The 22,601-nt window shown below is 66.5% G+C and carries 19 protein-coding genes; 6 read left to right on the top strand and 13 right to left on the bottom strand.

The features are described from left to right. Positions 1–66: 66 nt before the first annotated feature. Positions 67–624, top strand: a complete 558-nt coding sequence (locus EPK82_RS10050; protein WP_047589086.1) for an NADPH-dependent FMN reductase — start codon at positions 67–69, stop codon at positions 622–624. 63 nt (positions 625–687) lie between these two features. Here EPK82_RS10050 and EPK82_RS10045 read toward each other — a convergent pair whose 3' ends face one another. From EPK82_RS10045 to EPK82_RS10035, 3 genes are read right to left on the bottom strand one after another with little or no spacing between them, the layout of a single operon-like run. Then, positions 688–1,389 carry a type 1 glutamine amidotransferase family protein gene (locus EPK82_RS10045; protein WP_134676469.1) on the bottom strand — a complete coding sequence of 234 codons (702 nt, stop codon included), beginning with the start codon at positions 1,387–1,389 and terminating at the stop codon, positions 688–690. Then, positions 1,389–2,534, bottom strand: coding sequence for an aspartate aminotransferase family protein (locus EPK82_RS10040; protein ID WP_134676468.1), 1,146 nt, complete (start codon positions 2,532–2,534; stop codon positions 1,389–1,391). The genes EPK82_RS10045 and EPK82_RS10040 overlap by 1 nt, the downstream gene beginning before the upstream one ends. Further along, positions 2,527–3,246, bottom strand: a complete 720-nt coding sequence (locus EPK82_RS10035; protein WP_134676467.1) for an MOSC domain-containing protein — start codon at positions 3,244–3,246, stop codon at positions 2,527–2,529. Before EPK82_RS10035 ends, EPK82_RS10040 begins: the two co-directional genes overlap by 8 nt. A gap of 102 nt (positions 3,247–3,348) precedes the next feature. Between EPK82_RS10035 and EPK82_RS10030 the strand changes: the two genes are divergently transcribed. The 4 genes from EPK82_RS10030 to EPK82_RS10015 all read left to right on the top strand — a co-directional run bounded on the left by EPK82_RS10030 (position 3,349) and on the right by EPK82_RS10015 (position 6,873). Further along, on the top strand, positions 3,349–4,236 hold the full coding sequence (locus tag EPK82_RS10030) for a LysR family transcriptional regulator (RefSeq protein WP_037056049.1): 888 nt from the start codon (positions 3,349–3,351) through the stop codon (positions 4,234–4,236). 82 nt (positions 4,237–4,318) lie between these two features. Beyond that, positions 4,319–4,918 carry a TetR/AcrR family transcriptional regulator gene (locus tag EPK82_RS10025; protein WP_134676466.1) on the top strand — a complete coding sequence of 200 codons (600 nt, stop codon included), beginning with the start codon at positions 4,319–4,321 and terminating at the stop codon, positions 4,916–4,918. Then, positions 4,896–5,774: an alpha/beta hydrolase family protein gene (locus EPK82_RS10020; protein WP_037056051.1), complete on the top strand. Its 879-nt coding sequence runs from the start codon at positions 4,896–4,898 to the stop codon at positions 5,772–5,774. Before EPK82_RS10025 ends, EPK82_RS10020 begins: the two co-directional genes overlap by 23 nt. A 439-nt stretch (positions 5,775–6,213) precedes the next feature. Next, positions 6,214–6,873: an endonuclease gene (locus tag EPK82_RS10015; protein ID WP_037056052.1), complete on the top strand. Its 660-nt coding sequence runs from the start codon at positions 6,214–6,216 to the stop codon at positions 6,871–6,873. A 62-nt stretch (positions 6,874–6,935) separates the two neighbouring features. Here the strand turns inward: EPK82_RS10015 and hutC are convergent, their stop codons facing one another. The 6 genes from hutC to hutI all read right to left on the bottom strand — a co-directional run bounded on the left by hutC (position 6,936) and on the right by hutI (position 14,581). Then, positions 6,936–7,646 (bottom strand): histidine utilization repressor, encoded by a 711-nt coding sequence (gene hutC / locus EPK82_RS10010; RefSeq protein ID WP_037056053.1) that lies wholly within the window; start codon positions 7,644–7,646, stop codon positions 6,936–6,938. 128 nt (positions 7,647–7,774) lie between these two features. Then, entirely contained in the window at positions 7,775–9,316 is a 1,542-nt protein-coding gene (gene hutH / locus EPK82_RS10005) for a histidine ammonia-lyase (protein ID WP_037056054.1), read from the bottom strand. Next, the gene (hutU, locus tag EPK82_RS10000; RefSeq protein WP_134676465.1) at positions 9,313–10,983 is read right to left on the bottom strand and encodes a urocanate hydratase; all 1,671 of its coding nucleotides are present in this window, start codon (positions 10,981–10,983) and stop codon (positions 9,313–9,315) included. Before hutU ends, hutH begins: the two co-directional genes overlap by 4 nt. 39 nt (positions 10,984–11,022) lie before the next feature. Continuing rightward, positions 11,023–12,348, bottom strand: coding sequence for a YjiH family protein (locus tag EPK82_RS09995; protein WP_134676464.1), 1,326 nt, complete (start codon positions 12,346–12,348; stop codon positions 11,023–11,025). A 93-nt stretch (positions 12,349–12,441) separates the two neighbouring features. Beyond that, on the bottom strand, positions 12,442–13,380 hold the full coding sequence (hutG, locus tag EPK82_RS09990) for a formimidoylglutamase (RefSeq protein WP_134676463.1): 939 nt from the start codon (positions 13,378–13,380) through the stop codon (positions 12,442–12,444). Continuing rightward, positions 13,370–14,581: an imidazolonepropionase gene (gene hutI / locus EPK82_RS09985; RefSeq protein ID WP_037056058.1), complete on the bottom strand. Its 1,212-nt coding sequence runs from the start codon at positions 14,579–14,581 to the stop codon at positions 13,370–13,372. Before hutI ends, hutG begins: the two co-directional genes overlap by 11 nt. A gap of 216 nt (positions 14,582–14,797) precedes the next feature. On the opposite strand from hutI, the gene EPK82_RS09980 reads away from it, so the two are divergent. Continuing rightward, entirely contained in the window at positions 14,798–15,391 is a 594-nt protein-coding gene (locus EPK82_RS09980) for a HutD/Ves family protein (protein WP_134676462.1), read from the top strand. 51 nt (positions 15,392–15,442) lie between these two features. On the opposite strand, the gene EPK82_RS09975 is transcribed toward EPK82_RS09980, so the two are convergent. The 4 genes from EPK82_RS09975 to EPK82_RS09960 all read right to left on the bottom strand — a co-directional run bounded on the left by EPK82_RS09975 (position 15,443) and on the right by EPK82_RS09960 (position 22,518). Continuing rightward, positions 15,443–17,221, bottom strand: a complete 1,779-nt coding sequence (locus tag EPK82_RS09975) for an acyl-CoA dehydrogenase C-terminal domain-containing protein (protein WP_037056060.1) — start codon at positions 17,219–17,221, stop codon at positions 15,443–15,445. Between the two features lie 162 nt (positions 17,222–17,383). Then, a complete protein-coding gene (locus EPK82_RS09970; RefSeq protein WP_134676461.1) occupies positions 17,384–19,174 on the bottom strand; it encodes an acyl-CoA dehydrogenase C-terminal domain-containing protein in 1,791 nt (596 codons plus the stop codon). A gap of 103 nt (positions 19,175–19,277) precedes the next feature. Then, complete coding sequence (locus EPK82_RS09965; RefSeq protein WP_218952838.1) at positions 19,278–20,597, bottom strand: GGDEF domain-containing protein; 1,320 nt, start codon at positions 20,595–20,597, stop codon at positions 19,278–19,280. A 115-nt stretch (positions 20,598–20,712) separates the two neighbouring features. After that, positions 20,713–22,518 (bottom strand): phenylacyl-CoA dehydrogenase, encoded by a 1,806-nt coding sequence (locus EPK82_RS09960; protein ID WP_134676460.1) that lies wholly within the window; start codon positions 22,516–22,518, stop codon positions 20,713–20,715. Between the last annotated feature and the right edge of the window lie 83 nt (positions 22,519–22,601).

Raw genomic sequence — 22,601 nt, 5'->3', positions numbered from 1 at the left:
GCACCGCCTGAAACATCCGGGGTCTATAGTGGTGATTCCTTCCTCACCACGCCTTCTGGAGTACACATGAGCAAGACTTACAACGTCGCCGTGCTGGTCGGTAGCCTGCGCAAGGCCTCCATCAACCGCAAACTGGCCCTGGCCCTGGCCGACCTGGCACCCGCCTCGCTGAACCTGGAGATCGTCGAGATCGGCGACCTGCCGCTGTACAACGAAGACGCCGATGGCGACAGCGCACCCGCTACCTACGCGCCTTTTCGCAGCAAGCTGAAGGCAGCCGACGCGGTGCTGTTCGTCACCCCCGAGTACAATCGCTCGATCCCCGGTGCGATGAAGAACGCCATCGATGTCGGTTCGCGCCCCTACGGCCAGAGCAGTTTCAGCGGCAAGCCCGGCGCCGTGCTCAGCGCCTCGCCCGGTGCCATTGGCGGCTTCGGCGCCAACCATCATCTGCGCCAGTGCCTGGTGTTCCTCGATGTCCATGTGCTGCAGCAGCCGGAGGCCTACCTTGGTGGCGCCGGCAGCTTCTTCGATGACAACGGTAACCTCAGCGACGGCATCAAGCCGTTCCTGCAGAAGTTCATCGACGCCTACGCGGCCTGGGTCGCGAAACAGGTCGGCTGACGGCAGAAGAAGACACGCCCCGGCGGTAGAACGGGGCGTCGCGACAGACTCGCAAAAGGGTGTTCAGGTCATGTGGGCATGAGCACCCGAGAGGTAATCGAGCACGCGAAACAGCGTGGCGTTGGCCGAGGCGGCGTGCGGCGCGCCGTCACGAATGGCGGCGATGTCCTGTGCAGTGGAGCGCCCCGGTTCGGCCGCGTCCTGCTGCAGGCGCTCGTCCAGGCTGGCGCCGTCGCACTCCAGCTGACACAGCAAACCGATGGCCCGCTCCTGCCAGACGAAGCCCTGCAGCTCGGCGACGGGCGAGCCGTACAAGGCGATGGCGCCGTGCGGCAGGCTGCAGGTCTCGCGCTGCCAGTGCAGCGCCAGCAAACGCGGCGGCAGCATGCGCCCGAGCGGTGACTGGCGTGACGACGCGCATTTCTCCAGCTGCCACCAGCCAACCTGCACGTCCGTATCGGCATGCTGGATACGTGCGCCCAGCGCTTCGGCCAACAACAGGGCACCCAAGCCGCTGCCGAAGACCCGCTTGCGCGCCAGCAAGGCACGGTGGATCAGGCGCTTCTCGGCGGACATCCACAGGTGATGGCGCTCGTCGTGCACGCTCAGCGCACCGTCGAGCAGCATCAGCAGGTCGAACTCATCCAGTCCCGGCAGCGGGGCGCCAGCGTACAGCCGGTGCCAGCTGACCTGGTGCCCGTCCAGCCAGCGGTCCAGCGCCGCAGGGCCGGCACTGGCCGTGTGTTGCAGCAGCGCGATACGCATCAGGCGACCTCCTCACAGCGCTGTTCGACTCGTCGCAATGCCCGGCCCAGACGCCTGAGCATTTCCTCGACATTGCCATGGCTCACCGTCAGGGCCGGCGACAGGCGCAGGCACTCGTCACCCGCCACCCCCAGCAGCAGCCCCTGCTCCCGGGCCGCCCGCTGCACGACGCGCGCACGCTGCCCGATCAATGGCAGGCCGAGCATCAGCCCGTGCCCCCGCAGCGGCCCATGAGCATGACGCCGCGCCAGATGGGCCAGCCCCTCACGCAGGTGTTCGGCCACCTCACGCGTCTGCGCGAAGAAGCTGCCATCGAGCACGGCACCCAGCACCGCGACACCGGCCACCGTCAGCAATGCCTCGCCCGGACAGGCCTGCGGCAGTGCATCGGCAGCCGCGCTGGCGATCCGCCCACGCGCCAGCACAGCCGCCAGCGGCAGGCCGCCCGCCAGGGCACTGCCCAGCGTGAATAGGTCGGCGCGCACGCCGTACAGCTCCTCGGCCAGCAGTGCGCCACAACGTCCCATACCACTGCTGCTTTCATCGAGGATCAGTACGGCGCCCTGCTCGCGGCATAGCCGCTGCGCGCCTTGCAGGTATTCCAGTGTCGCCGGCACCACGCCCCTGGCGAGCTGCAGCGGCTCGATCAGCACGGCGGCGCAGCGCAGATCGACCACCGCCGCCAGGGCCTCGAGGTCATTGAAGGGGACGCGCAGCACACGCGTCGCCCCGAGCTGCGCGGGCAGCTCGACGTGGCTGCCGTCGAGCACTACCAGGGTGTCGGCGGCGGGGTTCTGTTCCGCCGCCCATTGCAGCGCCAGGCGCACCGCCAGCCCGTTGGCTTCGACCGGGCCGCTGCAGAACGCCACGCGTTCGCTGCCGGTCGCCTCGCACAGGCGCGCCGCCAGCTTGAGCTGACCACGGCTGCAGTACTGGCGACCGGGGCTGACCAGCAACTCGGCCTGCCGCCGCAGTGCATCGAGCAGCAACGTCGGGCTGTGCCCCAGGCTGTTGCCGCCCATGCCCTGCTCGAAATCCAGATAGGCCCTGCCTTCGGCATCCCATAGCCAGGAACCCTGGCCGCGCACGAATACTGGCGCGGCACGTTCACCCATCAACTGCAGGCGCGCCATGCTGTCACGCATAACGACGCCCACCCTCGGCCACCACACCCTCCAGCGGCACACCCTGCAGGCGTGCCGACCAGTCCTCCAGGCGCCCGCTGCGCAGGCGCTGCGCCGCGATCTCGCGCCAGCGTGCGGAGAGCGCCGGGCACAGCTGCAGCTGCTGCAGGCCGGCGCGTTCCATGGGGAAGTGGTAGAAATGCTGCAGCGCCTGCGCCACGCTGAGGCTCGGGTAGCTGCGCTGGACCAGTTCGAAGGGCATCTCGGCACTGACGAACCCTGGCCTGAGCACGCGGTAGAACCAGCCGCAGCGGCCACTGTCCTGTACCGCCCTGGCCAGTTCCGGGTTGGCTCCCGGGCGGTTGAGGCGATAGCAGGGCGAACGCGGCTGGCTCACCTGCAACAGCACGTCCCCCCAGCGGAAGATATCGCCGATGCACACCTGCTCCTCGCTCAGTCCACGACTGGAAAGGTTTTCCCCGAAGCTCGACAGCGGCCACTGCAGCTCGGGGTGATGCGAGCGCCAGTAGGCATAGTGCTCGCTCGGCAAGTGGTGCAAGGCGCGCTCCGGCCCGCCATGGAAGCGTGCGTCGCCCTGTTCGTCCTGGCCCAGCCCCTGGGGCCACAGCCACAGACGGTGCTCAGCCCGCTGCTTGCAGCGCGCGGCACTGAGGCCACCGCCAATATCTTCGGCTTTACCTATGAATACACCCAGGATCTCGACCTGCTTCACCGACCGCTCCGGCCTTATCGGCTGTTGATCATGCGGCTAGACTAGGGAGCATCGGGCCATTTTGACATTTCGATTTCCCTGCTTGATTCATAATCAGAACTTATGGATTTTCGCCAACTTCGCTATTTCGTCGCGCTCTACGAGGAAGGTCACGTCGGCCGCGCCGCCGAGCGCCTGAGCATTTCTCAACCGGCGCTGTCGCAGCAGATCCGCCAGCTGGAGGGCGATCTGGATGTCGGCCTGTTCCAGCGCAATGGCCGGCGCCTGCTGCCGACGCTCGCCGCGCATACGCTGTACAACCACGCGGTGCCGCTGCTGGACGGCATGGAGCGGGCCCGCGAGGCGCTGCGCAGCTTTCGTGGGCCGGGGCCGCGCAGCCTGTCCATCGGCGTGTTGCAGACGGTCAATGCCAGCCTGGTGCCGCTGCTGCTGGAGCGCCTGCAGCAGGCGCAGCCACAGCTGGTGGTGAAGCTCTTCGAGCTGTCCGGCGTGGACATCGAGCGACGCCTGCTCAGCGGCGGTCTGGACATCGGCATCGGCTTCCTGCCGCCGCGCCAGCCGGGCCTGCACAGCCTGGCGCTGTATGAGGACGAACTGCAGCTGGTGGTGCAGGACGATCATCCGCTGCGCGACTTCCGCAAGGTCTCGCTGAGCCAGGCGGCGGAACTGCCGATGCTGCTGCTCGGCGAAGAGTTTCGCGTACGCCAGATCTGGCAGGAACAGCTCGCCCTGCTCGGTCGCCGTCCCCAGGTGCAGGCCGAGCTGAACCATATGAACGGCATCCTCGACAGCCTGCCGCACACCACGCTGGCCAGCGTGCTGCCAGGTCGCGCGCGGCAGATGCACGCCCATCACGGGCTGCTCTGGAAGCCCCTCAGCGAGCCGCGCATTCCCCTGCAGGTGGGCCTGGTCTACCGCGACGCGCAGCGCCAGCAGGCGATGATCGACCTGCTGCGCAGCGCACTGGACGGCGCCTGGGAAACACCCTGACCCGTGGGTGATTGCCGATATGCCTTCACCCACGGCCTGAATGACACTCGCCACTAGACCGACCGGTCTACATAATTCAGCCATGAACAAGAGCACACGTGACAAGCTGATCGACGCCATGATCGACGCCCTGCAGCGCAAGGGTCTGCATGGTGTCGGCCTGAACGAACTGCTGGCCAGCGCCGGCGCTCCCAAGGGCAGCCTCTACCACCACTTTCCGGGCGGCAAGAGCGAACTGGCGGTCGCCGCCATCGAACGCGTCGGCCAGCGCGCGGAGAAGGCCTTCGCCACGCTCTTCGAGCGCCAGCCCGACCCGCTCGATGCCCTGGCCACCTGGCTGCACGGCGCCCTCGACCAGTTGCAGGGCAGCGCTTTCGAGAGTGGCTGCCCGCTGGCCGCCGTGGCCCTGGAAAGCGGCCCGGCCGACAGCGAGATTCGTGCAGCCCTGGCCAACGCCTTCAGCGCCATTCGCCAAGCCCTGCAGCAGCAGTTGCAACGCCACGGCTACCCGCAACCGGAGGGGCTCTCCGCCCTGTTCGTCGCACTCTACGAAGGCGGCCTGCTGCAAGCACGCGCCGCCGACAGCAGCGAGCCACTGAAACAGGCCGCTACCACCCTGCTCCACCTGACCCGCCAGCAGCACACGGAGGCCAGCCAGCATGACCGCATCCATTCGCAGTGAAACCCTGTCCCTCCTCGCCCTCGACGACTACCCGTTGACGGCGACGCGCTACCACGCCGAACAGCCGCACGCGCAACTGCTGATCGCCGGTGCCACCGGCGTGCCGCAGGGTTTCTACCGGCGCTTCGCCGAGCATGCCGCGCGCCGCGGCTTCAATACCCTGACCCTGGACTACCGTGGCGTCGGCCAATCCAGGCCCGCCACCCTGCGCGGTTTCGAAATGGATTATCTGGACTGGGCGCACCTCGACCTGGCTGCGGCAGTCGACCAGCACCGGCATGCCGAACGGCCGCTGTACATGATCGGCCACTCGTTCGGCGGGCACGCCTTCGGCCTGCTGCCCAACCATGATCAGGTCGCCGGCTTCTACACCTTCGGCACCGGCGCCGGCTGGCATGGCTGGATGCCCAGGGCCGAGCAGGTGCGTGTACTGGCCATGTGGCGGCTGATCGGCCCGCTGATGACGCGCTACAAGGGCTACCTGGCCTGGAGCAAGCTGGGCATGGGTGAAGACCTGCCAATGGGCGTCTACCGGCAGTGGAAACGCTGGTGCCGCTACCCGCGCTATTTCTTCGACGACCCGCAGATGCCGGGCCTGGCCGAACGCTTCGCCCAGGTCGTCACCCCCGTGACGGCGCTCAATACGCTCGATGACCTGTGGGCACCACCGGCCTCGCGCGACGCCTTCATGGCCGCCTACGTCAATGCGCCGTACCAGGCGCGCACGCTCGATTCCCAGGCCGAGGGGCTGGGCAATGTCGGTCACATGGGCTACTTCCGTCCGGCCGCGCAGCGCCTGTGGGACGAGACGCTGGACTGGTTCGAGCAATTGCAGGCCGAACGGCAGGCGGCGTGAGCACCACGCGACGGCGCCGTCGCTGCGTCAGCGCGCGACGATTGCCGTTGCGGAAATTCGAAAGCCGGAAAAAAGAAAACCCCGCGATTGCGGGGCCTTGCAGACTGTTGTCCTGACATCCTTGATCTGCTCACCGTCCTGGTGGCTGTCCAGTGTGTCCCTGTTCGTTTGTGCGCTTCCTGCGCTGAATCCATGGAAAGAAGAGTACGCCCGTACCTGAAACACCGACAGTGGTGATAATCGGGACATCATGTAAGCCATGACTTACACGCTTTCACCCCGCAGTTGAGGCCACGCTGCGGCGCCCGTTGCCACGCGCCTCAGGGTCCGTTGCGCACCTTGCAAGTGCTGGCGCAATGCCTCGTGCTTTTGTGACGCACGTCTTGCTAGACTTCACTTTGTCCTACAAGAAACCTCCCCCGGCAATGGCAGCCAAAGCATGCGTACGGTCATCCTGTTTCTGGGTTGCCTGGCAACCTGCGTCAGCGTTTCCGCTCTGGGCAGCGGGCAAAGTCAGTTGGGCAACGTCAAGCAAGCCATCGACCAGGCGTTCTGGCAGAGCCTCTATGGCAATGGCGGTACTACGCTGTATTGCGGCAAGGCGTTCGAGAGTGGCGGCGGCGCACTCACCGCCAGCCCGATCTACAGCAGCAAGCAGCTCAAGAGCGCCATGCGCTGCGTGACCGATCGTCAATGCACGATCATGAACCCACGCTATCCCTACATCGCCGCCGACCTGCACAACCACTACCCGGCCCTGACCCGGGTGGAGCTGGTCAGACGCAATGCGCAGTTCGGCGAGCTGGGTGACGATGTATCGAGCAAGTTCGCCGATATCGGCTGCGACATGAAGAACAGCTTCCAGCTGGTCGAGCCGCGCGACGAAGCCAAGGGCAATATCGCCCGGGCGATCTTCTACATGCACGTGGAATACGACCTGCCCATCGTCGGCCTGATACCGATGTTCAAGGCCTGGCACCGCCTGGACCCGCCCGATGCCGACGAGAGGGCGCGCAACGACAGGATCGAGGTGCTGCAAGGCACGCGCAACCGCTTCATCGACGACCCGGACCTGGTGGATCAGTTGATCGGCGACTGAGCCGACGCAGTGGCAAGCGCCTTGAGCGCGGCAGGACGGCTGCGGATCGCCTGGTCCGGCGCCTAGCTTCTGCGCTTGTGCAGCGAACGCAGCTTGTAGCGCTCGCCCGGATGGATCAGGCGCGCATAGCTGATCAGATGATCACCCGACCAGGTCCGCCGGATCACGCTCAGGCAGGGCATGGCGGGGTCGATCTGCAACTGCTCGGCGGTACGCGCATCCACCAGCACGGCCTCGACCACATGCTCGACATCGGACATCGGGCTGCTCGCCACCAGCACCTCGTTGGGCGTGCGCTGGCTGAAGTCGGTCTGCAGGTAGTCCGGCACCCAGCGCGGATTGACGAAGCGATCCTCCAGCTGGATCGGCAGGCCATCCTGCAGGTGCACCAGCACGCTGTGAAACACCTCGGCCCCCAGGCGCACGCCCAGGCGCAAGGCGACCTCGTCGTCCGCCGCGATGGCTTCGCAGCGCAGCACCTGGTTGGAGTAGGCATGGCCGCGACCACGCACTTCACTGGCGATGTTCATCACCTCGTGCAGCGGCGATTCGGCCTTGCGGTCGGTGACGAAGGTGCCCAGGCCGGCCTGGCGTACCAGGTAGCCCTTCTGCACCAGATTCTGGATCGCCTTGTTGGCGGTCATGCGGCTGACGGAGAAATCGCGGGCCAGCTGCTCTTCCGGCGGAATCTGGTGATTGACCGGATAAGCACCGCCGTGAATGCGTTCGAGCAGAAAATCCTCGATGGCCTTGTAGCGCGGGGTGGTGGTCACGAAAGCTCCTTGGTGAATCCGGCTGCGCGGATGATAACGCGACAACCGCCGTTCGCTGTAGGAGCCGGCTCGCCGGCGCCAGGCGTGTGGGCCTGATCGCCTGCGAGCGGGCTCCTACAGGGCCTGGATCAGCCCACGGAAGGCAGCATCCCGGCCGGCAGCAGGGGCGTCAGCACACGTTCGGCCAGCAGCTCGTTGGCCGCGGCGATGTCCGGCGCGAAGAAGCGATCCTCGACGTAGTACGGCACCTCGCCGCGCAGGATTTCCCGCGCCTGCTCCAGCGCCGGGGTGCTCTTCAGGCCTTCGCGGAAGTCCAGGCCCTGGCAGGCGCCCAGCCACTCGACGGCGAGCACGCCACGGGTGTTGGCGGCCATTTCCCACAGGCGCTTGCCGGCGCCGGGTGCCATCGACACATGGTCTTCCTGGTTGGCCGAGGTCGGCAGGCTGTCGACGCTGTGCGGGTGGGCCAGGGCCTTGTTGTCGCTGGCCAGCGCCGCGGCGGTGACCTGGGCGATCATGAAGCCGGAGTTGACCCCGCCATTGGCCACCAGGAACGGCGGCAGCTGCGACATGTGCTTGTCCATCATCAGCGAGATACGACGCTCGGACAGCGAACCGATTTCGGCGATGGCCAGGGCGATGTTGTCGGCGGCCATGGCCACCGGCTCGGCGTGGAAGTTGCCACCGGAGATGACCTCGCCTTCGGCGGCGAACACCAGCGGGTTGTCCGATACCGCGTTGGCCTCGACGCCCAGCACCTCGGCCGCCTGGCGCAGCTGGGTCAGGCAGGCGCCCATGACCTGCGGCTGGCAGCGCAGCGAATACGGGTCCTGCACCTTGTCGCAGGCCTCGTGGGAGCGGCCGATCTCGCTGCTGTCGCCGAGCAGGTGACGGTAGGCCACGGCGGCATCGATCTGTCCGCGCTGGCCACGGGCAGCGTGAATGCGCGCATCGAACGGCGAACGCGAACCGAGCAGCGCCTCGACGCTGAGCGCGCCGCAGACGCTGGCAGCGGCGTACAGGTCTTCGCCCTCGAACAGCCCGCGCAGGGCGTAGGCGGTGGACACCTGGGTGCCATTGAGCAGGGCCAGGCCCTCCTTGGCGGCCAGGGTCATCGGCTCCAGGCCGGCCACGGCCAGCGCCTCGGTGGCCGACAGCCACTCGCCCTTGTGCCGTGCCTGGCTCTCGCCGAGCAGCACCAGGGACATGTGCGCCAGCGGCGCCAGGTCGCCGGAGGCGCCTACCGAGCCCTTGAGCGGAATGTGCGGGTAGACCTCGGCGTTGACCAGGGCGATCAGCGCGTCGATCACCTTGCGCCGGATGCCGGAGAAACCGCGCGCCAGGCTGTTGATCTTCAGCACCATGATCAGGCGCACCATGGCGTCGCTGAGCGGCTCGCCGATACCGGCCGCGTGCGACAGCACCAGCGAGCGCTGCAGTTTTTCCAGGTCATGGCTGGCGATGCGGGTCGAGGCCAGCAGACCGAAGCCGGTGTTGATGCCATAGGCGGTGCGGCCCTCGGCGATGATGCTTTCGACGCAGGCGACGCTGGCGTCGATCGCCTGATGGGCGCTCGGGTCCAGGGTCAGGCGCACCGGAGCCTGGTAGACGGTGCGCAGGTCGGCCAGGGTCAGCTGGCCAGGGTTCAGGTTCAGGGCAGTCACGTTCATTCTCCTTTGCCGATCATCGGCAGGTTCATACCCTGCTCGCGGGCACAATCGATAGCGATCTGGTAACCGGCATCGGCGTGACGCATTACACCAGTACCGGGGTCGTTGGTCAGCACACGGGCGATACGGGCGGCGGCCTCGTCGGTACCGTCACAGACGATCACCACGCCGGAGTGCTGGGAAAAGCCCATGCCCACGCCGCCACCATGGTGCAGCGACACCCAGGTGGCACCGCTGGCGGTGTTGAGCAGGGCGTTGAGCAGCGGCCAGTCGGACACGGCATCGGAGCCGTCGGCCATCGCCTCGGTCTCGCGGTTGGGGCTGGCCACCGAACCGGAGTCGAGGTGGTCGCGGCCGATCACCACCGGCGCGGACAGCTCGCCACTGCGGACCATTTCGTTGAACGCCAGGCCGAGCTTGGCACGCAGGCCCAGGCCGACCCAGCAGATGCGCGCCGGCAGGCCCTGGAAGCTGATGCGCTCGCGGGCCATGTCCAGCCAGCGGTGCAGGTGCTCGTCGTCCGGGATCAGTTCCTTGACCTTGGCGTCGGTCTTGTAGATGTCCTCGGGGTTGCCGGACAGCGCCGCCCAGCGGAACGGGCCGACACCACGGCAGAACAGCGGACGGATGTAGGCCGGCACGAAGCCCGGGAAGTCGAAGGCGTTGGCCACGCCCTCTTCCTTGGCCATCTGGCGGATGTTGTTGCCGTAGTCGAAGGTCGGCACGCCCATCTTCTGGAAATCGAGCATGGCCTGCACGTGCACGGCCATCGACTGCTTGGCCGCCTTGACCACTGCGGCAGGGTCGGTGGCGGCGCGGTCCTTGTACTGCTCCCAGGTCCAGCCGATCGGCAGGTAGCCATTGAGCGGATCGTGGGCGCTGGTCTGGTCGGTGACCATGTCCGGGCGCACGCCACGCTTGACCAGCTCCGGCAGGATCTCGGCGGCGTTGCCCAGCAGCGCGACGGAAATGGCCTTGCCTTCGGCGCAGTACTTGGCGATGCGCGCCAGGGCGTCGTCGAGATCGCTGGCCTGCTCGTCGACGTAGCGGCTGCGCAGGCGGAAGTCGATGCTCGACTGCTGGCACTCGATGTTCAGCGAGCAGGCACCGGCCAGGGTCGCGGCCAGCGGCTGGGCGCCGCCCATGCCGCCGAGACCGGCGGTGAGTACCCAGCGCCCCTTGAGGTTGCCGTCATAGTGCTGGCGACCGGCCTCGACGAAGGTCTCGAAGGTGCCCTGGACGATGCCCTGGCTGCCGATGTAGATCCAGCTGCCGGCGGTCATCTGGCCGTACATGGCCAGGCCCTTGGCATCCAGCTCGTTGAAGTGTTCCCAGTTGGCCCAGTGCGGCACCAGGTTGGAGTTGGCGATCAGCACGCGCGGCGCGTCCTTGTGGGTGCGGAACACGCCGACCGGCTTGCCCGACTGCACCAGCAGGGTTTCGTCGTCGTTCAGCTCCTTCAGGGTTTCGACGATCTTGTCGAAGCATTCCCAGTTGCGCGCGGCACGACCGATGCCGCCGTACACCACCAGCTCCTTGGGATTCTCGGCCACGTCCGGGTCGAGGTTGTTCATCAGCATGCGCAGCGGCGCTTCGGTCAGCCAGCTCTTGGCATTCAGTTGGGTACCGCGCGGGGCGCGGATTTCAGTGTCGCGGAACTTGGTCATGTTGCGGGCTCCTGGGGAGAACGGGTTAGTCACGGGCGGTCAGAGCCAGCCCAGAAATTGTGCGAGGTACGCCAGGGGGATGGCGAACAGCAGGCTGAGCAGGGTGCGCTGCAGCCAGATCAGCAGCAGTTGCCCCAGGCTCAGGGGAATCCGCGTGGCCAACACGCAGGGAATCGAGGCGGAGAGGAACAGCACGCTGCTCACCGAGACGATGGCGGTGACGAACTTGACCAGCACATCGGCGTCCTTGAGCAGCATCGCCGGCAGGAACATTTCCGCGAGGCCGGAGGACAGGGCGCGGGCCACCTGCATCGGCTCGTCCAGACCGAACAGCCAGGTCAGCGGGTAGAGCAGCACGCCGAGGGCATCGAACAGCGGCGTGTACTTGGCCGCGAGCAGCCCGAGCAGGCCGACGGCGAGAATGCTCGGCAGGATCGCGGCGGTCATGCGCAGGCCGTCGACGAAAGTATCGCGCAGCGCGCAGCGCAACGACGGCGCACTGCCCGCCTGTTCCAGGCCGGCCCGCCAGGCGCTGCCCAGGCGGCTTTCACCAGCCTGCAGCTGCGCCTCGGGGATGGCCTCGGACGGCAACCGCGAGAGCGGGTAGATGCGCGCGCTGACCGCAGTCACGCTGAAGGTCACGGCCATGGCTCCCCAGAAATACAGGTTCCACTGCCCCATCAGGCCCAGGGTCTTGGCGATGATCACCATGAACGGTGCGGACACGGTGGAGAAGCCGGTGGCGATGATCGCCGCCTCACGCACGCTGTAGTGCCCCTGCTGATACATGCGGTCGGTGATCAGCAGGCCCACCGAGTAGCTGCCGACGAACGACGCCACGGCATCGATGGCCGACTTGCCGGGTGTCCGCCAGATAGGCCGCATCACCGGTTGCATCAGCACGCCGATCAGCTCGAGCAGGCCGAAGCCGATGAGGAACACCAGGGCCAGCGAGCCCAGCGGCACGATCAGCGCCAGGCTGAGCACCAGCTTGTCGAACAGAAACGGCAGCATGCCCGGCTGGTACAGCGCCTGCGGCCCGAGCTGCAGCAGGTAGGCCAGTCCGATCAGCAGGCCGAATACCTTGAGGACGCTGAACGCGGTGTGGGTCAGGCTCCTGCGCCAGCTGCCGTCGAGCCAGGGCGCCAGTGCGCCGTAGAGCATGAACAGCAGGGCCAGGCCGATCACCAGCGGACGCGCGTGCAGTTGCAGGGCGCTGGCGGCGTGGTCGAGGAGGATGGTCGAGCGCCCGCCGATGTCGAACGGTACGAAGAACAGCAGCAGGCCGATCAGGCTGTAACCCAGCAGGCGCGCCAGGGCACGCGGGCGCGACACGCTGCCGCTCAGTGACAGGGGTTCAGACATGGCGCGGCTCCTGGCCGCTGCGGCGGACGATGACGTACATGGGAGGTTCCTCGTAGTTGTTGTTGTGCGAGAAAGCGTCGGGGTGGCGCCTGCTCAGAGACTGAGCAGGTGAATCAGGCGCGCCGCCGCCTTGGCGGTGCGGTTGTCGATGTCGTGGTTCGGGTTGAGCTCGGCGAAATCCACCAGACGCAGCTTGCCGCTGCGCTTGAGGCCTTCGAGCAGCGGCTCGAGCAGCGCCAGCGGCACCCCGCGCGCGGCCGGTGCGCTGACGCCCGGCGCCTCGCAGGCGGGCAGCACGTCGATATCGATGGTCAGGTACAAGGCGTCGCAGTCGGCGAGGAAGGTCTCCAGCTCAGCCGCGATGGCGGCCAGGCCGGCCTCGCGCATCTCGTGGTCCTCGCGCACCAGCACGTTCAGCTCGGCGGCGCGGGAGAACAGCGCGCGGGTATTGCTGGCTCGGCTGACGCCCAGGCAGGCGTAGTGGAACGGCCAGCCACGGGCCTGGCACTGCTCGGCGATCTGCGCGAAGGGCGTACCCGAGGACTGCACATGCGCCGGATCGCGCAGGTCGAAATGCGCGTCGAAGTTGACGATGCCGATCTTCGGCGCCGTCTTCCGTCCGGCGAAATGCTCGGCCAGGCCGGACCAGCTGCCGAAGGCCACCTCATGGCCGCCACCGAGCACCAGCGGCAGGTGCCCCGCCTCCAGCAGCGCACAGACGCCACGCGCCAGGCGCGCCTGGGCGGCGGCCAGGTCGCCGTCCTCGCAGATCACGTCGCCGGCGTCGAAGGCCGGTGCTTCACGGTGCCAGGCCAGGTTGGCCAGTGCCTTGCGCAGGGCCAGCGGCCCGCCGGCGGCGCCGACACGGCCATGGTTGCGCCGCACGCCCTCGTCGCAGGCGAAGCCGAGCAGGGCCAGGCCCGGCTCGCGGGCCTCGGCCAGCGGCTGGATGCGCTGGTGCCAGCGCGGGCTGTCCGGCTCGGGGTCGATACGGCCGGTCCAGGCGTCGAGGGAGAAACGATCAGCGAGCATGGGTGATGACTCCGTTGAAAATGCGCTGGCGCAGGCGCCCGCTCTGCACCGCGTAGGCCAGCTCGGCCGGGTGCTGGATGTCCCACAGGCACAGGTCCGCCGCTGCGCCGACGGCGATCCGTCCCAGCTCGGGCAGGCCGAGGGCGCGGGCAGCATGGGCGGTCATGCCGGCCAGGGCTTCGCGCGGGGTCAGGCGGAACAGGGTGCAGGCCAGGTTGGCCATCAGGCTCGGCATGCAGATCGGCGAGGTGCCGGGGTTGGCGTCGCTGGCCACGGCCATCGGTACCTGGTACTGGCGCAGCAGGTCGATGGGCGGCAACTGCGTCTCGCGCAGCACGTGGAAGGCGCCGGGCAGCAGCACGGCAACGGTGCCGGCCTCGGCCATGGCCCGCACGCCGGCCTCGTCGAGGTATTCGATATGGTCGGCCGACAACGCGCCGTAGCGCGCGGCCAGGGCGCTGCCACCGAGGTTGGACAGCTGCTCGGCATGCGCCTTGATCGCCAGGCCGTGCGCCTGGGCGGCCTGGTAGATGCGCTCGCACTGCGCCGGGGAAAAACCGATGCCTTCGCAGAACACATCCACCGCGTCGGCCAGCCCTTCGCCAGCGGCGGCCGGGATCATCTCGTCGCAAACCAGGCTCACGTAATCATCGGCGCGCCCGGCGTATTCCGGAGGCAGCGCGTGGGCACCCAGCAGCGTGGTGGTGACGCGCACCGGACGCAGCTCGCCGAGACGACGGGCGACACGCAGCATCTTCAGTTCGTCGCTCAGGGTCAGGCCGTAGCCGGACTTGATCTCCACGGTGGTCACGCCATCGGCGAGCAGCGCGTCGAGACGCGGCAGGCTGGCGGCGAGCAGCGCCTCCTCGCTGGCTTCGCGAGTCGCGCGCACGGTGCTGAGGATGCCGCCGCCGGCCTTGGCGATCTCGGCGTAGCTGACCCCTTCCAGGCGCTGCTCGAATTCACCGGCGCGGTCGCCGGCGTAGACCAGGTGCGTGTGACAGTCGACCAGGCCCGGCGTCATCACCCCACCCTGCCCCGCTTCGACGGCGCCCTGGGCGTCCGCTTCGGCGAACGCCCGCGACGGCCACATGCCGGCCACGCGACCGTCGTCGACGCGCACGGTCATCGCCTCGTCCAGCAGCGCCTGGCCATCGAAGACCTGAACGTCGCGCCACAGCTGTTTCGAATTGGAATGCATCGGCCTGGTGCTCTTTGCGCTTTATTTGTATATACAATAGAAACGAATCGAATCGACGTCAAGCCGGCGACGCATGCCAAGATCATCCGCCTGTCGCTTGAACGTTGCAGTGATACGTTATGATTGCAGCCACCTCCGCGACACGCGGGGAATGACGAGGCGGGCGGTCGCCATGCCGGCGACCCACCCCAATATGTATATACATTAGAGAAGACCATGCCCTACACCCTGCTCGACCCCAGCAGCGCCATCGCCATGCCCTGGAAGAACGGCGGCGGCTCGACGCTGGAACTGGCTATCTGCCCGGCAGGTGCCAGCCTGGACGACTTCGACTGGCGCATCAGCAGCGCGAGCGTCGCCTCCAGCGGTGCCTTCTCCCACTTCCCTGGCATCGACCGCAGCCTGGTCGTGCTGGCCGGCAAGGGCTTGCACCTGCAGCGGGAAAACGGCCGGCGCGAGACGCTGTCGGGCGACGGCACCATCGCGGTATTCGGCGGTGAGGAGGCGATCAGCGCGCAGCTGCAGGACGGCCCCATCACCGACCTCAACCTGATGACGCGGCGCGGCGCCTGGACGCATGACCTGCAGGCGCTGAGGCTGCAGGGCGAACAGCTCGTGGAGAACGATGCCGAGGTACTGCTGTTGTGGAACGCAGCGCAGACTGCCGTCAGGGCCGATGCAGGCGGCGTGCTGCACGACATCGCGGCGGGCAACGGCCTGCTCGTGGAGAACGAGCTGGGGCCGCTGCACCTGCAGTCGCAGCGCCCCGCCCTGCTCTACCTGGGCAGGCTGAAGGCGCGCTGCCGCTGAAATGAAAAACCCCGGCACAGGGGCCGGGGCTCATCCACCACGCAGCGGGACTCAGAACTGCGCGGCATCCAGCAGGTACAGCGATTCGCTGCCGGCCTTGACCGAGGCGCTCAAGGAGTGAACGCGCGGCAACAGGCGGGCGAAGTAGAAGCGCGCCGTGCCCAGCTTGCTGGCGTAGAACTCGTCCTGAGCTTCCTTGCCCAGCGCCGCGCGCGCCATCAACGCCCACATGTAGGCGTAGGCGGTGTAGCCGAACACGTGCAGGTACTCCACCGACGCCGCGCCGATTTCGTTGGGGTTGCTCTTGGCACGATCCAGGACCCAGGCGGTCAGCTCATCGAGGTTCTGCACCGCCGCGGTCAGCGGCTGGGTGAACTCGGCGAGGCCGGCATCGGCCGAGGCGACGAACGCCTTGATCTCGTCGGACAGGTGCTTGTAGAAGCTGCCACCGCTGCCCACGATCTTGCGCCCCATCAGGTCCAGCGACTGGATGCCGTTGGTGCCTTCGTAGATCTGGGTGATGCGGCAGTCGCGCACCAGCTGCTCCTGGCCCCACTCGCGGATGAAGCCATGGCCACCGAAGATCTGCTGGCCATGCACGGTGGTTTCCAGCGCCATGTCGGTGAGGAAGGCCTTGGCCACCGGCGTCAGCAGGGCGACCAGTTCGTCGGCGCGCCTGGCGGTGTCCTTGTCCTCGCTGTACTTGGCGGTGTCCAGCTGCATGGCGACGTAGCTGGAGAAGGCACGGCCGCCCTCGTTCAGCGCCTTCATGGTCAGCAGCATGCGACGCACGTCCGGATGCACGATGATCGGGTCGGCTGCTTTGTCTTTTGCCTGCGGGCCGGTCGGGGCACGGCTCTGGATGCGCTCGCGCGCATACTCGACGGCGCTCTGGTAGCTGCGCTCACCCAGTGCCAGACCCTGGATGCCAACGCCCAGGCGCTCGTAGTTCATCATGGTGAACATGGCGTTGAGGCCCTTGTTCACTTCGCCGACCAGGTAGCCGGTGGCGCCATCGAAGTTCATCACGCAGGTGGCCGAGGCCTTGATGCCCATCTTGTGCTCGATGGAGCCGCAGCCCAGGGCGTTCTTCTCACCCAGCGAGCCGTCGGCATTGACCATGACCTTGGGCACGATGAACAGCGAAATGCCTTTCGGGCCAGCCGGCGCATCCGGCAGCTTGGCCAGCACCAGGTGGATGATGTTCTCGGTCAGGTCGTGCTCACCACCGGTGATGAAGATCTTGGTGCCGGTGACCTTGTAGCTGCCATCGGCCTGGGGCTCGGCCTTGGTGCGGATGATGCCCAGGTCGGTGCCGGCATGCGGCTCGGTCAGGCACATGGAGCCGGCCCAGACGCCGGCATACATGTTCGGCAGGTACTGCGCCTTCAGCTCTTCGCTGGCGTGGTTGAGAATCGACAGGCAGGCACCGGCGGTCAGCATCGGGTAGAGGCCGAAGGACAGGTTGGCCGAGTTGACCATTTCCTCGACCTGGGCGCCGATCACCTTGGGCATGCCCATGCCGCCGAACTCCGGCGAACCACCGACACCCACCCAGCCGCCTTCGGCGTAGGTCTGGTAGGCCTCGGGGAAGCCAGCCGGCGTTTTCACCGCGCCGTCGTCCCAGGAGCAGCCTTCTTCATCGCCACTGCGGTTCAGCGGCGCGATGCTGCCTGCTGTGACCTTGCCGGCCTCCTCCAGAATGGCGCTGGCGGTATCGGCATCGACCACTTCGGCCAGGGCCGGCAACTCGGCCCAGAGCTTGGAGACATCGAATACTTCATTGAGCACGAAGCGCATGTCGCGCAGGGGGGCTTTGTAATCGGCCATGACACATCCTCGAAAAGCGGACTTACGTATGTGGACCGAGTTTAATCCAACAACTTTTCAGACACATAGGGTCATGTTGTGACCAATTATTCAGCAACCGCTCATATGTCCATGAAATGAAAAGGCCCGCCAGAAGGCGGGCCGAATTGCCTCGACCAGCGGTCAGAAGGCGAAGTGTTCTTCCGCCAGCTGCATGGTGCTGACGCTGCCCGCCGACATCGCCAGACGATGCGCCTCGGTGCGCGGCAGGATGCGCTGGAAGTAGAAGGCGCACGTCACCAGCTTGGCCTGATGGAAGCCATCGTCATCCCCTTGCGCGAGCTTTTCCTGGGCGACCACAGCCATGCGCAACCAGAAGTACGCCAGGGTGACATAGCCCGAATACATCAGGTAATCGACCGACGCCGCGCCGACCTCGTCCGGATTCTTCATCGCGGCCATGCCGATGCTCTGCGTCAGCTCCCCCCACTGCCGGTTCAACGCCGCCAGCTGCGCCACCTGCGGGGCCAGTTGCGGATGCTCCTGCTGGGCCTCGCAGAACTTGTGCAGGACACGGGTGAAACCGCGCAGCAGCTTGCCCTGACTGCCCAGCACCTTGCGCCCGAGCAGGTCAAGAGCCTGGATGCCATTGGTGCCTTCATAGATCGGTGCGATGCGGCAATCGCGCACCAGTTGCTCCATGCCCCACTCACGGATGTAGCCATGCCCGCCGAAAACCTGCATGCCGTGGTTGGTGGCCTCGAGCCCGGTCTCGGTCATGAACGCCTTGCAGATCGGCGTGAGCAAGGCCAGCAGGTCCTCGGCCTCCTGGCGCGCTTCGGCCGTCTCGGCGCGGTGCGCGACATCGATCAGCTGCGCAGTGAAGTAGGCCAGCGCGCGGTTGCCCTCGTTGAACGCTTTCATGGTCAGCAACATGCGGCGGACATCGGGATGGACGATGATCGGATCGGCCGCCTTGTCCGGCGCCTTCGGTCCCGTCAGCGCGCGCATCTGCAGGCGCTCCCTGGCGTAGCGCAGCGCGCCCTGATAGCTGGCCTCGCCCAGGCAGAGGCCCTGCATGCCGGTGCCCAGGCGGGCATGATTCATCATGGTGAACATGCAGGCGAGGCCCTTGTTGGCCTCGCCGATCAGGTAACCGGTCGCCGCGTCGAAGTTGATCACGCAGGTCGCCGAGGCCTTGATGCCCATCTTGTGCTCGATGGAACCGCAGCTCACCGCATTGCGCGCACCGATGCCGTCACCCTGGGGCAGGAACTTGGGCACGATGAACAGGGAAATGCCCCGGGTGCCCGCAGGCGCGTCGGGCAGCTTGGCCAGCACCAGGTGCACGATGTTCTCGCTCATGTCGTGCTCGCCTGCGGAGATGAAGATCTTCGTCCCGGAGATCGCATGGCTGCCATCGGCCTGCGGCACGGCGCGTGTCTTGATGATGCCCAGGTCGGTGCCGCAATGCGGCTCGGTCAGGCACATGGTGCCGGTCCAGCGGCCTTCGGTGAGGCGCGTCAGGTAGGTCTGTTTCTGCTCTTCGCTGCCATGGGCGTGGATCGCGGACATGGCGCCATGGGTCAGCCCCGGGTACATGGCCCAGGACTGGTTGGCCGAGGCGACCATCTCGGCGACGATCAGGCCGAGTGACTCGGGCAGGCCCTGCCCGCCATGCAGCGGGTCGGCGGCCAGGCCCATCCAGCCACCCTCGGCATACTGCGCGAAGGCCTCCTTGAAGCCCTTGGGCGTGGTCACCACGCCGTTGTCGAAATGGCAGCCCTCCTCGTCACCGCTGCGGTTCAGCGGGGCCAGCACCTGCTCGCAGAACTTGGCGCCCTCCTCGAGGATCGCCGCGACCATATCCGGGCTCGCATCGTCGGCCCCCAGGCTGGCGTAGTGGGCGGGAAAGGCAAAGACATCGTCGATCAGAAAGCGCATGTCGCGCAGCGGGGCCTTGTACTCGGGCATGGTCGTTCTCCATTCGGGTAGCGGTCAGGTGCCCCACGCTACTGCCGCGAATGGAACGGCAACAATGATCGTTGGCCGCCTGAATGCGCCGCCATAAGCCGGCTCAGTCGGCCGGGGCGCTGACCTTCACCGCACCACGTCGCTGCCCGGCGCTGCGAATGCAGTTACGCCCGGCGGCCTTGGCGCTGTACAGCGCCTTGTCCGCTTCCTTGATCACTTCCTGCGGTGTGCGCTGCTCGGCCTGGCGCTCGGCCACGCCCATGCTGACCGTCACCGAAACCTCGCTGGCCGCCTTGCCGGCACGGCGCTGCTTGCCCTCGCGATCATCACGCGGACGGCTCTGCTTGTCGCGCAGCTGCATGCGGTACTGCTCGATGGCCAGGCGCACGGCCTCCATGTGCGGCACGCATTGCTCCACGCTCTTGCCGGGAAACAGCAGGGTGAACTCCTCGCCGCCATAGCGGTAGGCCTTGCCGCCACCGCCGACCTTGCGCAGCTGACTGGCGACCAGGCGCAACACCTGGTCGCCGACGTCATGACCATGGGTATCGTTGAATTTCTTGAAGTGATCGACATCGACCATGGCGATCACATAGTCACGCCCGAGGCGCTGCAGACGCTCGTTGAGCGCACGCCGTCCGGGCAGGCCGGTCAGCTCGTCACGGAAGGCCATCTGGTAGGCCTCGTGCGCCACCGCCGCCACCAGCATGAGCATGACCATGCTGCTCATCACCTGCAGCGCATGGGCCATGATGAACACCTGCGGCAGCATCCACAGCAGGCCGACAAGCCCGACCAGTTGCGCCGCGTGCAAGGGCCGCGGGCGTCGCAGGTACTGCACCAGCAGCGCGACGAAAGCGACCAGGAACACCAGGTAGGTCAGCTGCGCGAGGCTCATCCAGGCGCCGTGCAACGCCGGCCAGTGGATCTGCGCCAGCCAGTCGGCGATGCCCTGTGGATAACGGCGTCCGAGCGCGAAGGCCACCGCACTCACCGCCAGCAGGACCAGCGCCCGCGCCAGCATGTCCTGAGCCAGGTGCGAACGCTCCTCCCAGCAGCCGTAGAGGGCGTAGAGCATCGGCAACAGCAGGCAGATCAGGTGAAAGACCAGGGCGGCGTCGTCCCTGACCTGGCCGTTGTCACGGAAGTGATCGACCTGGATATCGAGCATGAAGTAGCCGACGTACAGCACCAGCAGCAGGAAGACCTCGCGCTGGCGGCCATAGGCCAGGCAGAAGGCGCCGCCGAGCAGCAACAGCAGGGTCGGCAGGACATTGAACAGGGAGATGAAGAATTCGCTGAGCACCGGCAGCCGAGCAGCCACGAATGCGCCGACCAGCAACGGCAGCGAGGAGAGGAAATGGCTGAGGCGCAGATTGGCCGGACGGATCACGCGGACACCCTGAGCAAGAGATGAAGGCATTCTGCCTGCTTCGATGATTGAAAACAGCGACAGGATGCGACATTCCCTTCAGTACGACGCGAAAAAACGCAAACGCCGCCCCGAAGGGCGGCGTTTGCGTTCAACCGTGACGGAATCAGAAGCCGAGCGCGAAGTGCTCTTCGTCCATGTCCATCAGGTTGCTGGCGCCGGACAGCATGGTCTCGACGTGCGCGCGAGTGCGCGGCAGGATGCGCGCGAAGTAGAAGCGGGCAGTCTGCAGCTTGGCCTTGTAGAAGGCCTCGTCACCCGCACCGGCAGCCAGCTTCTCGGCAGCCAGGCGCGCCATGTCGGCCCAGAAGTAGGCCAGGCAGGCGTAACCGGAGTACATCAGGTAGTCCACCGAAGCGGCACCGACTTCCTCGCGATCCTTCATCGCCGCCATGCCGATCTTCATGGTGATGTCGCCCCACTCCTTGTTCAGCTTGGCCAGCGGCTCGACGAATTCCTTGACGGCGTCGTTGCCTTCGTTGGCCTGGCAGAACTTGTGCACGATCTTGGTGAAGTTCTTCAGCGCGCCGCCCTGAGTCATCAGCACCTTGCGGCCCAGCAGGTCGAGCGCCTGAACGCCGGTGGTGCCTTCGTACATCATGGAGATGCGGCAGTCACGCAGGTTCTGCTCCATGCCCCACTCGCTGATGAAGCCATGGCCACCGTAGATCTGCATGCCGTGGGAAGCGGACTCGAAGCCCACTTCGGTCATGAAGGCCTTGGCGATCGGCGTCAGGAACGCCAGCAGCTCGTCGGCGACCTTCTTCTCTTCTTCGTTGTCGCTGTGCTGAACGATGTCCACCTGCTTGGCAGTGAAGTAGACCATGGCACGGTTGCCTTCGGCGAAGGCCTTCATGGTCAGCAGCATGCGGCGCACGTCCGGATGCACGATGATCGGGTCAGCGGCTTTTTCCGGCGCTTTCGGGCCAGTCAGCGAACGCATCTGCAGACGCTCACGGGCGTACTTGATGCCACCCTGGAAACCGACTTCGGCGTGGGCCAGGCCTTGCAGCGCGGTACCCAGGCGAGCGGTGTTCATGAAGGTGAACATGCAGTTAAGGCCCTTGTTGGCCGGGCCGATCAGGAAGCCGGTGGCGCCGTCGAAGTTCATCACGCAGGTGGCGTTGCCGTGGATGCCCATCTTGTGCTCGATGGAGCCACAGGAAACGGCATTGCGCTCGCCTACGCCGCCATCGGCGTTGGGCATGAACTTCGGCACGATGAACAGCGAGATACCCTTGGTACCGGCCGGAGCATCGGGCAGGCGGGCCAGGACGATATGGACGATGTTGCCGGCCATGTCGTGCTCACCCGCGGAGATGAAGATCTTGGTGCCGGTGACCTTGTAGCTGCCGTCGGCCTGCGGTTCGGCCTTGGTGCGCAGCATGCCCAGGTCGGTACCACAATGCGGCTCGGTCAGGCACATGGTGCCGGTCCACTCGCCGGATACCAGCTTGGTCAGGTAGGTGTGCTTCTGCTCGTCGGTACCGTGGGCGCTCAGGGTGTTCATCGCACCGTGGGAGAGGCCCGGGTACATGCCCCACGACCAGTTGGCCGAACCGACCATTTCGCTGATCGCCAGCCCCAGCGACTCCGGCAGACCCTGACCGCCGTGCTCGACGTCATGGGCCAGGCTCGGCCAGCCGCCTTCGACGAACTGCTGATAGGCCTCCTTGAAGCCCGTCGGGGTTTTCACACCGGACTCGCTCCAGGTGCAGCCTTCGGTGTCACCCACGCGGTTCAGCGGCGACAGGACCTGCTCGCAGAACTTCGCGCCTTCCTCGAGGATGGCGTCGACCATGTCCGGAGTGGCGTCCTGGCAACCTGGCAGGCTCTGGTAGTGCGCTTCGTAGCCCAGCAGCTCGTCACGAACGAAACGAATGTCACGCAAGGGGGCCTTGTAGTCAGGCATAGCGGTAAACCTCTGCGGTGGATTCCTAGTAGTTGGGGTGACCGTCTTGGCGGTCGCTCTCGGGATCACTCCCGGCTGCCCGG

The organism is Ectopseudomonas khazarica, from assembly GCF_004521985.1.
GTDB classification, from domain to species: domain Bacteria; phylum Pseudomonadota; class Gammaproteobacteria; order Pseudomonadales; family Pseudomonadaceae; genus Aquipseudomonas; species Aquipseudomonas khazarica.
The sequence above is the reverse complement of the archived record's forward strand: the minus strand, read 5'-3'. Positions and strand labels throughout refer to the sequence as shown.